This is a genomic window from Microbacterium neimengense, assembly GCF_054782995.1.
Genome location: NZ_BAAGRK010000003.1, coordinates 1,188,010 through 1,200,931, shown reverse-complemented (window position 1 = coordinate 1,200,931; position 12,922 = coordinate 1,188,010). Strand labels below are relative to the sequence as shown.

Annotated in this window: 14 protein-coding genes; 9 read left to right on the top strand and 5 right to left on the bottom strand. The window is 70.3% G+C overall.

The genetic code is table 11. The annotated features are described in order from the left end of the window. The first annotated feature begins 104 nt into the window (after positions 1–104). The 4 genes from ACYVJS_RS08595 to ACYVJS_RS08580 all read left to right on the top strand — a co-directional run bounded on the left by ACYVJS_RS08595 (position 105) and on the right by ACYVJS_RS08580 (position 3,964). Positions 105–1,469: an aminomethyl transferase family protein gene (locus tag ACYVJS_RS08595; protein WP_460739536.1), complete on the top strand. Its 1,365-nt coding sequence runs from the start codon at positions 105–107 to the stop codon at positions 1,467–1,469. A gap of 127 nt (positions 1,470–1,596) precedes the next feature. After that, positions 1,597–2,478, top strand: a complete 882-nt coding sequence (locus tag ACYVJS_RS08590; RefSeq protein WP_460739535.1) for an IclR family transcriptional regulator — start codon at positions 1,597–1,599, stop codon at positions 2,476–2,478. Next, positions 2,475–3,248: an NAD(P)-dependent oxidoreductase gene (locus ACYVJS_RS08585; protein ID WP_460739534.1), complete on the top strand. Its 774-nt coding sequence runs from the start codon at positions 2,475–2,477 to the stop codon at positions 3,246–3,248. The genes ACYVJS_RS08590 and ACYVJS_RS08585 overlap by 4 nt, the downstream gene beginning before the upstream one ends. A gap of 119 nt (positions 3,249–3,367) precedes the next feature. Then, on the top strand, positions 3,368–3,964 hold the full coding sequence (locus ACYVJS_RS08580; RefSeq protein WP_460739533.1) for a YdcF family protein: 597 nt from the start codon (positions 3,368–3,370) through the stop codon (positions 3,962–3,964). A 138-nt stretch (positions 3,965–4,102) separates the two neighbouring features. Here the strand turns inward: ACYVJS_RS08580 and ACYVJS_RS08575 are convergent, their stop codons facing one another. From ACYVJS_RS08575 to ACYVJS_RS08560, 4 genes are all read right to left on the bottom strand, one after another. Beyond that, positions 4,103–4,897 (bottom strand): MerR family transcriptional regulator, encoded by a 795-nt coding sequence (locus tag ACYVJS_RS08575; RefSeq protein ID WP_460739532.1) that lies wholly within the window; start codon positions 4,895–4,897, stop codon positions 4,103–4,105. Then, complete coding sequence (locus ACYVJS_RS08570; RefSeq protein WP_460739531.1) at positions 4,890–5,414, bottom strand: VOC family protein; 525 nt, start codon at positions 5,412–5,414, stop codon at positions 4,890–4,892. Before ACYVJS_RS08570 ends, ACYVJS_RS08575 begins: the two co-directional genes overlap by 8 nt. A gap of 172 nt (positions 5,415–5,586) precedes the next feature. Beyond that, complete coding sequence (locus ACYVJS_RS08565; protein ID WP_460739530.1) at positions 5,587–7,218, bottom strand: AMP-binding protein; 1,632 nt, start codon at positions 7,216–7,218, stop codon at positions 5,587–5,589. Between the two features lie 74 nt (positions 7,219–7,292). After that, positions 7,293–7,757, bottom strand: coding sequence for a MaoC family dehydratase (locus ACYVJS_RS08560; RefSeq protein ID WP_460739529.1), 465 nt, complete (start codon positions 7,755–7,757; stop codon positions 7,293–7,295). Positions 7,758–7,877: 120 nt separating this feature from the next. Here ACYVJS_RS08560 and ACYVJS_RS08555 point away from each other — a divergent pair, with 120 nt between their 5' ends. Further along, entirely contained in the window at positions 7,878–8,510 is a 633-nt protein-coding gene (locus ACYVJS_RS08555; protein ID WP_460739528.1) for a Type 1 glutamine amidotransferase-like domain-containing protein, read from the top strand. A gap of 13 nt (positions 8,511–8,523) precedes the next feature. On the opposite strand, the gene ACYVJS_RS08550 is transcribed toward ACYVJS_RS08555, so the two are convergent. After that, positions 8,524–9,027, bottom strand: coding sequence for a hypothetical protein (locus ACYVJS_RS08550; RefSeq protein ID WP_460739527.1), 504 nt, complete (start codon positions 9,025–9,027; stop codon positions 8,524–8,526). 134 nt (positions 9,028–9,161) lie between these two features. Between ACYVJS_RS08550 and ACYVJS_RS08545 the strand changes: the two genes are divergently transcribed. The 4 genes from ACYVJS_RS08545 to ACYVJS_RS08530 all read left to right on the top strand — a co-directional run bounded on the left by ACYVJS_RS08545 (position 9,162) and on the right by ACYVJS_RS08530 (position 12,727). After that, on the top strand, positions 9,162–9,605 hold the full coding sequence (locus tag ACYVJS_RS08545; protein WP_460739526.1) for a MarR family winged helix-turn-helix transcriptional regulator: 444 nt from the start codon (positions 9,162–9,164) through the stop codon (positions 9,603–9,605). Between the two features lie 255 nt (positions 9,606–9,860). After that, positions 9,861–11,492 carry an FAD-dependent oxidoreductase gene (locus tag ACYVJS_RS08540; protein ID WP_460739525.1) on the top strand — a complete coding sequence of 544 codons (1,632 nt, stop codon included), beginning with the start codon at positions 9,861–9,863 and terminating at the stop codon, positions 11,490–11,492. Between the two features lie 23 nt (positions 11,493–11,515). Continuing rightward, complete coding sequence (locus ACYVJS_RS08535; protein WP_460739524.1) at positions 11,516–11,827, top strand: metal-sensitive transcriptional regulator; 312 nt, start codon at positions 11,516–11,518, stop codon at positions 11,825–11,827. A 318-nt stretch (positions 11,828–12,145) separates the two neighbouring features. Next, positions 12,146–12,727, top strand: a complete 582-nt coding sequence (locus tag ACYVJS_RS08530; protein ID WP_460739523.1) for a hypothetical protein — start codon at positions 12,146–12,148, stop codon at positions 12,725–12,727. Positions 12,728–12,922 lie beyond the last annotated feature (195 nt).

Genomic DNA, 12,922 nt, shown 5'->3' with positions numbered 1-12,922 from the left:
TCGCGGACGGCGCTCGATGCCGTCGAGATTTCGCATGAACGGAAATCAGCCCCACCGCCGATCGCGCCCGGCGCATGCTCGGCTCGACGAAAGGAAGGTCGACGATGACATCCGAATCCCTCGCCGCGGCGATCGAACGCACCGGAAGCCCGCTCGAACTGCTGCGCAACCAGAACTGGCCGGCATTCACGTTCCCGGTCGCCCCCGAGTTCACGAACTGGCGCGATGAGCAGCGCGCCTGGAACACGACGGTGGCGCTGATGGACCAGTCCCACCACATGACTCAGCTGTTCCTGGGCGGCAGTGACCTCATCGAGGTGCTTTCCTCGATCTCGCCCAACACCTTCGCCACGTTCCGACCGGGCGTGGCAAAGCAGCTCATCAGCGTGAACGCGGCCGGCTACCTCGTGGGCGACGGCATCCTGTTCTACAACGAAGACGCACCCGAGGGCCTCGTGCTCATCGGCCACCACATCCTCATCGACTGGGTGCGCTTCACCCTCGAGAAGGCCGAAGCCGAGGGCAAGGACGTGCATCAGCGCCTGGAGCCGAACTCGCACATGCGCCAGGGTCCGCCCACGTTCTACCGCTACGAGTTGCAGGGCCCCGAGGCCGACCGCGTCATGGAGAAGCTGTTCGGCGGCCCGGCGCCCGACATCAAGTTCTTCCACATCGGCGACGTCACCATCGGCGGCCGCGCGGTGAAGGCGCTACGTCACGGCATGGCCGGACAGCCGGGCTTCGAGTTCTTCGGACCCTGGGCCGACAACGAGCACGTCCTGCAGACGATCCTGGATGCCGGCGAGGAGTTCGGCATCCGGCGCGTCGGCGCGAAGGCCTACTCGGCGACGCCGCTGGAGTCGGGCTGGGTGCCGACCCCCTTCCCCGCCGTCTTCGACGACGACATGGCCGAGTATCGGTCGTGGCTGCCGGCAGAGCGGATCGGATCGGTCGCGGGCTCCCTGACCTCCGACGACGTGCGCGACTTCTACCTGACGCCGTACGACATCGGGCTCGGGCGCTCGGTGCGCTTCGACCACGACTTCCACGGCCGCGAGGCGCTCGAGCGGCACGCGGAGAGCCCCCGCCGACGCAAGGTCACCCTGCTCTGGAACGCGGACGACGTCGCCGCCGTCGTCCGCTCACAGCTCGAGCCCGGCACCCCCGCGAAGTTCCTCGACTTCCCTAAGGCGCGCTACGGGCTCTACCAGATGGACGAGGTGCGCCGCGGCGGCGAGCGCGTCGGCATCTCGACGGATGCGGGCTACATCGCCTACGACCAGCTGTACATGTCGCTCGCGACCCTCGACGCCGACATCCCCGACGGCGACGAGGTCGAGGTCGTGTGGGGAGAGGACCCGATCTCCTCGAAGGACTCGGTCGATCAGAACCACCGCCAGGTGACGGTGCGCGCGACGGTCGCCCCCGCTCCGTACCACGAGTGGGCGCGCACGGTCTATCGCGCCTGAGCCCCGGCGGCGCCGGCACAACTCAGCCAGAACCACGCTGCGGACCCGACAGAGTTCCGCGACATCAAGTTCTGGCTGAGTTGTGCGCCCGGCGCGGGGTAGGGTCCCGGTAGCGGGAGGAGTCGCGATGGCGCGGGGATCGGCCGGCGAATCGGCACTGCATCGGCACCTGCGGGTGCTCGACGCCTTCGACGCCCTGCATCCGTTCCTCACGCTGGGCGAGATCGCCGGCACCGCCCGCATCCCGGTGTCCACGGCGCACCGGCTCGTTGCGGAGCTGACCCAGGAGGGCCTGCTCGAGCGGCTGCCGGATCGCACCTACCGCCTCGGCGTGCGGCTGTGGGAGTACGCCTCACGCACCCCCGGCGCGCTGGGGCTGCGCGAGGTCGCGCGCCCCTGGCTCGCCGCGGCGCACGCCCGCATCCGTCAGCACGTACAGCTCGGGGTGCGCGCCGAGCTCGACGTGCTGTTCATCGAGCGGATGTCGGCGCCGGATGCGGTCGTGAACGCGACGCTCATCGGCGGCCGCATCCCGCTCCACGCCTCCTCGAACGGCCTCGTGCTGCTCGCGCACGCGCCCGCGGGCGTCGTGGACGAGGTGCTGCGCAGTCCGATGCGCTCGTACACGCCGTTGACGATCACGGATCCGCGGGCTCTCGGAGCCGAGCTCGCCCGCATCCGCTCCGACGGGTTCGCCGTGGCGTCCGGACACATCCACCTCGAGTCGCGGGGCATGGCCGTCCCGGTGCGCGGGCCCGAAGGCGAGGTGTACGCCGCGCTCGGCGCCGTCGTCCCCAACGACGGCGCGCCCGCCGCAGCCGTTCTCGAGACCCTGCGCGTGGCGTCGGCCGGAATCACCCGCGCCCTACGCGCCCTGTACGGCTCCGGCCTCGACGACGCGGCCGTCGTGCACGGGCCGCGCCCGGACGCGGGAGTCTCCGCCAAGTCGTGGGCGTACATCGCCGACCTCGCCCAGCGTGCGGATGCGGCAGCGAAGGTGCGCGCGTGACGCGCATCGCCGTCATCGGACTAGGCGAGGCGGGGCGCCGCTACGCCGTGGGCCTCTCGCACGCGGGCGCGGAGGTGCGCGGTTACGACCCGGATCCTCGCGCGACCGACCCTGCGGTACCACGCGTGGACAGCCTCGCCGATGCGGTGGCCACCGCCGAGGTGACCATCAGCCTCGTGGGCACGCACGCCGCAGAGTCGGTGGCCGAGCAGGTCGCGCCGCTGCTGGAGTCGGGCGCGCTGTACGCCGACTTCAACACCGCCGCATCCGAGGTGAAAGGCGCGGTCGAGAAGATCGCCGAGCGGGCGGGACTTCTCGTCGCGGATGTCGCCGTGCTCGCGCCGGTCACGCGCGCGGGTATCCGCACGCCGTTGCTCGCGAGCGGTCCGGGTGCGGATGCCGTCGCCGCGCTGCTGCGCCCGTTCGGGGTTCCGATCGATGCGATCGACGCCCCCGTGGGCGCCGCCGCACGGCTGAAGATCGTACGCAGTGTCTTCATGAAGGGTCTCGCGACCCTTCTCATCGAGACGCTCACGGCCGCGGAGGCGGCGGATGCGGCGGACTGGATGCGCGGGCAGCTCACCGCGGAGTTGGGACCGGACGCGCCGGCTCTCGTCGAGCGTCTGATCACGGGCACCCACACACATCGAACGCGCCGCGAGCAGGAGGTGCGCGATGCGCTGGAGCTGCTGAGCGAGCTCGGCACCCCGAACCACATGACCCGCGGCACGCTCGCCTGGTTCGAGCGCCTCGGTCGCGAGTCCGCCTGAGCTGCGACCCCCGAACTTTCCGCCGAGACTGCATCTCCTGCACGAGATCACGGTATTCACCCGTGATCTCGTCGCAGAAGTGCAGTCTCGCGGCGTGACGCGGCTCCTATCCTGAACACGTGCGTCCGCTCCGTTTCGCCCTGGCCGCCGCGACGGTCGCGGTGCTGACGGTGCTCGCCTTCGGTGAGGCGACCCATTGGCGCGCGAGCCGGCGACGCCTCGGGTCACCATCCGCGCCGGGGACGGAGGCCATCGTCGTTCTCGGCTATGGCAACCGCGGGCCGCGGGCCAACCGCGAGAACCGCTATCGCGTGCGGGCAGGGCTCCGCTCGATCCACCCTGCGGCGAAGCGCAGCATTGTGGTCTTCTGCGGCGGCACCGTGGAGGGCCCGACTCCCGAGGCGGACATCATGGATGCCTACGCCCGCGACGAGCTCGGCTACCGCGGCCCCTCCGTGCTGGAGCCGACCAGCAGGTCGACGTGGCAGAACGTCGAGAACGCGATCCCCCTGATCGAGTCCGCCGACGTCATCAAGATCGTGTCGAACTCGGTACACGCCGAGCTTGCCCGCGGATACCTGTGGCTGCTGCGCCCCGACCTCGCCGCACGGCTCGCCCGCGGAGCGGACTATCGCTTCGGCGAGATCGTGTTCGTGAAGCCGGTCGCCGCCGTTCTCGGCCGCAAGAAGCTCCGCCGACTCCGTTCCCTCGACTGAGCCCCGTTTCGTCTCGCTTCGCTCGCCCAACGACCGGCAAGCGCGGCGGTCGTCGAGCGAGCCGGAAGCGACACGAGAAGCGCGGCGGTCGTGGAGCGAGCCGGAGGCGAGACGAAACGCAGACAACCGCAGCGCGGGTCACTCCCAGGTGGCCCCGTCGGGGTCGAGGCCCTCGCCGCGGGCACGGGCGTCGATCGCCCGGCGCAGCCACGCGGCGAGCCCTGGGCGCACGGCGTCGTAGTGTGCGGTGAAGGCGGGATCCGCTTCGTACATGCGGCCAAGGCAGACCTGCATGCTGCGCGTGAGGGGGAAGTACTGCGAGAACACCTCACGGTGCCGGTCGACGAGCGCGTTCGCACGCTCGCTCCCCGGCTCGGCGCCCGCATCCACCGCAGCCGCCAGCTCCCCCTCCAGCGCAGTGACGGTCTGCGCGACGCGCGTCCAGTCCGCCGCATCCCGCTTCGCCGAGCGTTCCGCATACTGCTGCCACTGGGCGGTGTCGCCGTATCGCTCGCGCGCCTGCAGCGGCCAGCGCGGATCCCACTCGGGCCCGAACGTCTCCGCCTGCTCGCGCACGGTAAGCGTGAGGCCGTTCTCGTACGCGTCGATCATCCGCTCGACGTCGTCGCCGCGCCGCCGCAGCTCCTCGATGCGCTCCCCCAGGCGCGCGCGTTGCGTGCGCAGCACGTCGGCCGCCTCGAGCGCGGACCCGTCCAGGATGAGGCGGATGCCCTCGAGCCCGATCCCGAGCTCGCGGTACACGACGATGCGCTGCAACCGCTCCATTTCCTCGGCCGCATAGCGGCGGTACCCGCTGTCCTCGCGCACGGACGGCCTGGCGAGCCCGATCTCGTCCCAGTGATGCAGGGTGCGCACCGTGACACCGAGCCGGCGGGCCGCCTGCCCGACGCTGAGGTCGCTGCCGTCAGACATGCTCACCATTGTCGCCGCCCTCGACCCCGATGCCCACGGCGCGCAGCGCGGCGGTGTCATCGCTCGTCGGATCGAACGGCTTCGCCGCCGTGAACACGACGCGAACGTTCTCGGGCGTCAGCACCTCGAGGTCGCGCGTGTTCCACGCGGTGTCGCGCGGGCCGTTCGTCGCACCCGCATCCACGGCGCGAACCGCGTCCGCGATGTCCTCGATCTGCCCCAGCACGCAGGCGAAGCTCACCGTCATCTCGGGAGTCTGCTGCGCGGATGCGGCCGGCACCAGCAGCACGTCCTGGAACGCCCACCGGCGCAGGTGCACGAGCTGCCCCGGGATCGCGAAGAGCTCGAAGAAGCCCAGCCCGCGGGTCCAGAAGTCGACGGATGCGGGGATGTCGGCCGTCGGGATCGTGACGAACATGGGCATGCCGTAGATCCCGCGGAACAGCTCGGGGGCGACGGCATCGGGCCCTGGAGCAGGAACGGGGCTGATGTCGAAGGCGTTGCAGAAGTCGGTCATGGGACCACCGTGCGCCCTCACGCCGCGTGAGGGTCAAGCGCGGATACCCCGACCCGCACCCCGCCTGGTCCCGCGAGACTGCATTTCCATCACGAGATCACAGGTAAACACAGTGATCTCGTCGCGAAAGTGCAGTCTCGCGGTCATCGGGGTGCGCGGCGAGACGGGGACGTCAGTGCACGATGCGCATGGTGCCGGTCGGAGCATCGACGCCCCCGACCAGCGCCTGCAGCCCGGCCTTCAGTCGCGGCAGGTCGACCTTGCCGTGGGGGCTGCGCGCGAGGGTGTCGCGGATCACGAGGTGCCGCGGCTTCTTGTACCCGGCCAGGCGGGCGTCCAGATGCGAGCGCAGGGCCTCGGCGTCGATCACCGCCCCGTCGGCGGGAACGACGACGGCAGTCACCACCTCGCCGTAGCGCTGGTCCGGCATCCCGAACACGACGGCGTCGCCGATGGCGGGGAAGGCGAGCAGCGCCTCCTCCACCTCCGCGGGGTAGACCTTCTCACCGCCGGTGTTCACGACGGAGCTTCCCCGACCGAGCAGCTCGACCGTTCCGTCACCGTGGGAGAGAGCCCAGTCTCCGGGCATGACGTGGCGCACACCGTCGATGACCGGGAAGGTCGCTCGTGTCTTCTCCTCGTCGCGGAAGTATCCCTTCGGCAGCGTGCCGCGGAACGCCAGGATGCCGCGTCCACCGTCGAGGTGCTGCACCTGCTGGAGGTCCTCGTCGAGCACGACCGCACCCGGCAGCAGACGCAGCTCGCCCGGGAGATCGTCGGCGGATGAGGTGACGTTGACGGCGTAGGGACCGCCCTCCGTCGAGGCGAGCAGGTCGGTGATGACGATGTCGCCGCTCTCGTGGAACCGGCGTTTCACCTGGGTGCTGAAGCGCATTCCGGAGCTGATGATCGAGTGGACGTCGCCGAAGCCCGAGACGCCCGAACGTTCGAGCGCGTCGACGAGCGGCAGCCCGATGGCATCGCCGGCGATGATGAGGCGCGTGGCCCGCTCGTCGAGAGCGAAGCGCACCGCGGCGTCGGCGTCGAACCGCGCCGACGGCAGGATCAGCACGGTCCCGCCGAGCACGAGAGTGTTCATCGAGGTGAACAGAGCCGTGCCGTGCAGGAACGGCGCGAGCGGAAGTGTGCGGGTGGGCGGCGGGTCCGCGGCGACGGCGAGAACCTCGGCCATCGTCGTCGGCAGCTCGAGTCCCGCCGTGACGTAGATGGAGTAGAGCTGCACCGAGAGGATGTCCTCGGCTGCCCAGACCACGGCTTTGGGCTTGCCCGTCGTGCCCCCGGTGTACAGGCGCAGCTCGGCCCCCTCCGGCGGCGTCGGGGGCAGCTCGCACGGGGTGGCGACCGCATCCGTCCACGTCGTCCCGGCCGCGGGCACGGGACTCGGACCGTCGTCGATGACGATGAGCTCGGGCGCATGATCCCAGCCCGCGAGCGCATCGCGCACCACATCCGCGAGCGAGGTGGGGTACAGGAGCACCCTCGCACTGGAGTCTTCGAGCAGCGCGCGCACCTCGACCGCGCGGTACCGGTAGTTCAGCGGGACGGGCGCGATCGCGCTGGCGAAGCAGGCGAAGAGGGTCACGAGGTACTCGGGGCGGTTGTAGAGCAGGATCGCGACCGACTCCCCCGGCCGGAGCCCGGCCTGCGCGAGGTGGCCCGAGAGCGCGCCGGCGTCGCGCGCGAACTGCACGTAGGTCATGGTCGCGTCGGGCGTGACGATCGCGGGTCGGTCGCCGAATGCACGCGCGACCTCCTGCCACACGTCGCTGTAGTGGCCCCTCATCCGAACCCCTTCGTCCGATGTCGCCCGCCAGACGGCGGGCAGCCGAGCGCGGACGGCGGCGTCCGCGCGGCGCGTCAGTGGTAGTAGCGCAGCACCAGCTCCGCCACACATGCGGGCTTGGCCGCATCCTCGACCTCGAAGGTCACCGGCACCTCGATCTGCACACCCCCGGCGACCTCGCTCGCGGTTCGCACCTCTCCTGACACCCGGATGCGGCTGCCGACAGGGACCGGGGCGGGGAAGCGCACGCGGTTGAGGCCGTAGTTGATGCCCATGCCCGCATCCTCGACCTCGAAGACCTCCGCCATGAGCGGCACGACAAGGCTCAGCGTGAGCAGGCCGTGTGCGATGCGCGTGCCGAACGGTGTCGCCGCAGCGACCTCGGCGTCGAGATGGATCGGGTTGTCGTCGCCGGTCACGCGCGCGAAGAGGTCGACCTCGTCCTGCGTGATCCGCCGCCACGACGACGGTCCGAACGTGCGGCCGGCGGAACCGGCGAGATCGGCCATGGTGAGCATGAGTCGGGTGGATTGGGCCACGGTGTCCTCCTTGCGCGTCATCGCGCATATTTCAGGATGCCTGAAACTTTAGAGCGTGCGCGGATATCCGTCAACACCCGCGCACCGCGTGGCGTCGGGGGCGCCGGATAACGTCGAGGGATGAGGCTTCTGCTGCTGTCCTGGCAATCCGGGGCTCTCGCGCCCTTCCTGGCCGACGCGAGCGGAGATCCGGGTCGGCCACTCGCGATCGGCTACGTGACGGATGCGCAAGCACGCGTGGCGGGCGCACCCTTCGTGGCGGCGGAGCGCGCGCGAGTCTCGGCCCTGGGCCATGAGGTGCGGGAGATCACCGTGCGAGATACGGAACCGGATCAGCTGGATGCGGCACTCGGCGCTCTCGATGCGCTCTACGTCGCCGGCGGGAGCACCTTCGCTCTGCTCGAGGCTCTGAAGACGACGGGCAACGACGCCGTGATCGTCGACCACGTGCGGGCCGGTCTCCCGTACATCGGGACGAGTGCCGGTTCGATCATCGCGGGCCCCGATATCGCTCCCGCGTCACTCATGGACGACCCGGCCGACGGCCCGCTGCTGCGCGACACGCGGGGCCTCGCGCTCATCGACACGACCATCGTTCCCCACGCCGACGGGCTGCTCCCGCCGTACCCGCCGGAACTGATCGACCGCATCCTCGACACCTATGGCGGCGACTACCGCCTGCAACCGCTCCGCGACGACCAGGCACTCCTCGTCGATGCCCGCGGCGCTCGGGTCGTCGCGTCCGGCGGGTGAGCGGGACGTGCGCTCAGCGCTCCGTCCGCCGCAAGAGGCTCCACGGAGTGTGCGCACCGTACGCCTGGGGATCGGAGCGCTCGCTCCACGCGCCGGCCTGTGCGCTCGTACGCCCGCCGGGCCGGGTCAGGTGCTGCGCGAAGGAGCCGTCGGCAGCGAAGTCGAGCACGTGCTGCGCGACGTCGCCGCCCCAGTCCGCCGACGGCCAGGAGACGAACAGCACCGTCCGCGGCGCGCTGGTCCGGTCGGTGAGGTAGGACCCCCAGTGGTCCTCTCCGTCGGAGACGATGCGATACGAGCCGTTGTCCAGCAGCATCAGCACCGCATCCGGGAAGGGCTTGTCCGGATTCATCCGCGTGTAGAACAGGTCGAGCACCTGCACCGGGTCTCCGATGGGAACAGAGATCGTGCCCGCCGATCGCGGCGGCGGACCGTCCGAGGCGGCCCCGCTCGTGCGGAGAGCCGCGACGCCCAGAGACGCCGCGGCCACGATGCCGAGATTGCGCGCGAGTGACATACGCCTCCCCTTCGATCAGACCACGGCCGATGCCAGGAGCGCCCACCGAGGCGCACACCCGGCGACGGCTATGCGTGCGCTGCGAGATTCCCGCCGTGCGGTGCGCTAGCGTGATCGCCGCGGAGGAGGCCCGGATGTCGGCACAGCGAGGCAGTCTCGTCTACACGGTCAAGCAGCTCGAGCTCGCCCTGCGTCCCCGGTTCCTCGCCGCGTGCGCGGCGGCAGGGATGACGGGCGCGCAGTACACGGCGCTCACCGTGCTCCGTCGACGCCCCGGCATCAGCAGCTCTGAGCTCGCCCGCCGCTCCTTCGTGCGCGCGCAGACGATGGCCGGGATCATCGACCCGCTCGTCTCCGAAGGTTTCGTGCGCCGAGAGAGCGACCCGGCGCACGGCAGGCGGATCCTGCTGCACCTGACGGATGCGGGCGCCGCCGCGCTCGCTTCTCTCGACCCGCAGATCGCGGTGGTCGAAGATCTCATGCTCGCGGACTTCGACGATGCCGAGCGCGAGACGCTGGCCGAACTCCTGCGGCGCGCACACCGATCACTCGACGAGCAAGGCCACCGCCCCGCGTGAGCCCCGCGCACTAACGGCGGAAGAGGCGTCCGAAGATTCCACCCTCAGAGGGCTGCTGCTCGTGGCCCTCGCAGCGGTCACGCTTCGGCACGCCGCGCATCACCTCATCGACGTGCTGCCCGCATCCAGCCCACGTCGTCTTGCCGCACGTGCGGCACGTCACCTGTCGACACATCTGTCCTGCTCCGTTTCTTCTCAGAAGCGCCGCTCACGGTCGCTTGCTTGTACAATACCCCCGGGGGTATATTTCCACACATGAGGACCATCATCATCGGAGGCGTTGCGGCCGGCATGAGCACGGCGACGAGACTCCGCCGCCTCGACGAGACGCGGCAGGTCACCGTCTACGAACGGGGCGCGCACGTATCGTTCGCGAACTGCGGGCTGCCCTACCACGTCGGCGGCGTGATCGCGGATCGTTCGTCTCTCCTGCTGCAGACGCCGCAGTCACTCGCGAGCAGGTTCGCCCTCGACGTGCACGTACGCCACGACGTCGTCGCCATCGATGCGGCGTCACAGACGGTGACCGTGCGTGACCTCGAATCGGATGCGGAGCGGATCGAGCACTACGACGAGCTCGTCATCGCCACCGGCGCCACCGCGAACCCGGGGCTGTCCGCCGAGCACGTGCCGACGCACACGCTGCGCAGCGTCGAAGACGTGGACCGGGTTCTCAAGGTGCTCGACACCGCCGGACCGTCGCCTCGCGTCGTGGTCGTGGGCGCCGGGTTCATCGGGCTCGAAGCGGTCGAGAATCTCCTCGCCCGCGGCGCACACGTGACGCTCGTGAGCCGCGGCGCGCAGGTGCTCTCTCCGCTCGACGTCGAGATGGCCGCCCCCATCCTGACTCTCCTTCGGGACGCGGGTGTCGATGTGCGGCTCGGAGTGACCGTCACGGGGGCGGAGCCGGGGAGCGTTCACCTGAGCGATGGCAGAGCGGTCGAGGCGTCCTTGGTGATCGAGGCGAGCGGCGTGCGTCCCGACCGACGCCTCGCGGATGCGGCCGGCATCCGCCTCGGGCCGACCGGCGGTATCGCCGTCGACCCTCGCCACCGCACCTCTGCGCCGAGGGTATGGGCCGTGGGCGACGGGGTCGAGAAGCGCGACCACCTCGACGGCGCACCGACACTCGTGACGATGGCCGGACTCGCCAACCGACACGGCCGGGCCGCAGCCGACGACATCGCCGGGATCGAACCGGACGACGCGACGCCGGCTCTCGGCACCGCGATCCTCGGACTACTGGGCACCACAGTCGCCCTCGTCGGCTGGAGCGAACGGCGGCTTCGGGATGCGGGGCGCCCGCACCGCGTCGTCCACACGCATCCCGCCTCGCACGCGACGTACTACCCGGGCGCGCAGCCGATGGCGATGAAGCTGCTGGTCGACCCGGCGACCGACCACATCCTCGGAGCACAGATCGTCGGCGGCGAGGGGGTCGACAAGCGCATCGACATCATCGCCGTCGCGATGTCGGCGGGGCTCACCGCGACCGCGCTCTCCCAGCTGGAGCTGGCCTACGCGCCGCAGTACGGGTCCGCGAAGGATCCGATCAACATGCTCGGCTACGTCGCGGAGAACACCGCCTCGGGCGCCACGCGCACGCTGCAGTGGCACGAGCTGGACGCGGCGCGCGAGAGCGGAGCGCTCCTGGTCGATGTGCGCACCCCGGCGGAGCACGCGGCGGGCGCGATCCCCGGGGCGGTGAACCTGCCCCTCGACGCGATCCGCGCCCGGCACCGCGAGCTCGGCGAGCAGCCGATCGTCGTGCATTGCCAGGTCGGCCAGCGCGGCCATACCGCCGCACGGCTGCTCACCCAGCTCGGCTACGACGTCCGCAACCTCGACGGCGGCTACCGGACCTGGGCCGCCGGTACCACTGTCTGACTATCCGCTATCGAGGAGACACCATGGACACCTCCAACCGCTCCCTGCACGACGCCCAGGCCGTGAGGAAGGCCGCCAACCGACTCAAGCGCGCGCAGGGCCAACTGGCCGCGGTGATCGCGGCCGTCGAGAACGGCGGCGACTGCCGCGACGTCATCACGCAGCTCGCCGCCGTTAGCAGCGCGATCGACCGCGCCGGGTTCGCGATCATCTCGACCGCCATGCGCGAGTGCCTCACCGACGCCCCTGCCGACCAGGACGTCGCGGGCGAGGATGCCGCCGACGGCCGGCTCACGGTTGAGGAGCTCGAGAAGCTGTTCCTCACCCTCGCCTAGGCGCCTCCGCCGCCTCAGGCTGCTGCACGCTCGCGGACTCCCGCTCGCACGCACTCCCGCTCTCGCAGGCCCGACTCTCCGTGTCTCACCGGTTCACGCATATCGGGCGAACCACGTGCACAAGTGAGACACGGATGCGGTGAGATGCGTTGCGTGTCTCAGATGTTCACGCATATCGGGCGAACCACGTGCACAAGTGAGACACGGATGCGGATGCGAGGGGAATGCGGGGGCGCTCCGAGGACGGCCGGGGCCGCGTACCGGCCGCCCGCTGCATCCGCGCCACATGCGACGCAGGCCGCACACTATGTTTGGCCTATGCGGCCTCGCCTCCTCGCCGTTCCCGGTGCGCTTCTCCTGGCCTTCGTCGCGTTGACGGGGTGCGCCACCGACGCGGATCCCGCGGGTACGGACGCAGACCCGGCCCCCATCGCCACGAGCGAGTCCCCGACACCCTCAGCGGGCGAGGCCGCCGCTCTTGCGCAAGCCCAGGCGTGGCTGGATGCAGCGAAGCTACCTCCGCGGGCCGTTCGTTTGGAGAAGTCGCCGATCCGATTCGGCGCAGGAACCGCATGGCCTTGCGGCCCCTACAAGGATGTGGTCGGGTTCTGGATGGTCCCCGGCATGACGGTCGTCGATGCGGCCAACTGGCTGGCCCAGAACCCGACCGCCGATCTCATCACGACCCTGCCCGCACCGGTGTCGGACGAGTGGGGGCCGGTCGATTCAGCCACAGTTGGCTACATCCCTAAAGTCGGTGCACAAGAGGGCGTCGTCTACACCGTCAAGAAGATGGATGCCGACGTGGCCATCCGGGCTGTGGTCGCCGCCCAGACCGACACCGCCACCTGCCCGCCCCTGCCCGACGGCAGCATGTACGGCGCACCCGGACAGGGGTGAGACACCGGGCCGTCGCTCGCAGGGTCGCCCAGCACAGTAGCCCCCCCCTGTCTCACTTGGCAGTAGCCACCATGTCTCACTTGTCCAGGTCAACGGGGCTCTCCGCGTACACAACTGAGACACGGATGGGGTGCCGGGTCCTGCGTGTCTCATGTGTTCACACGTGTCGGGCGCTATTCGTGCACAAGTGAGACA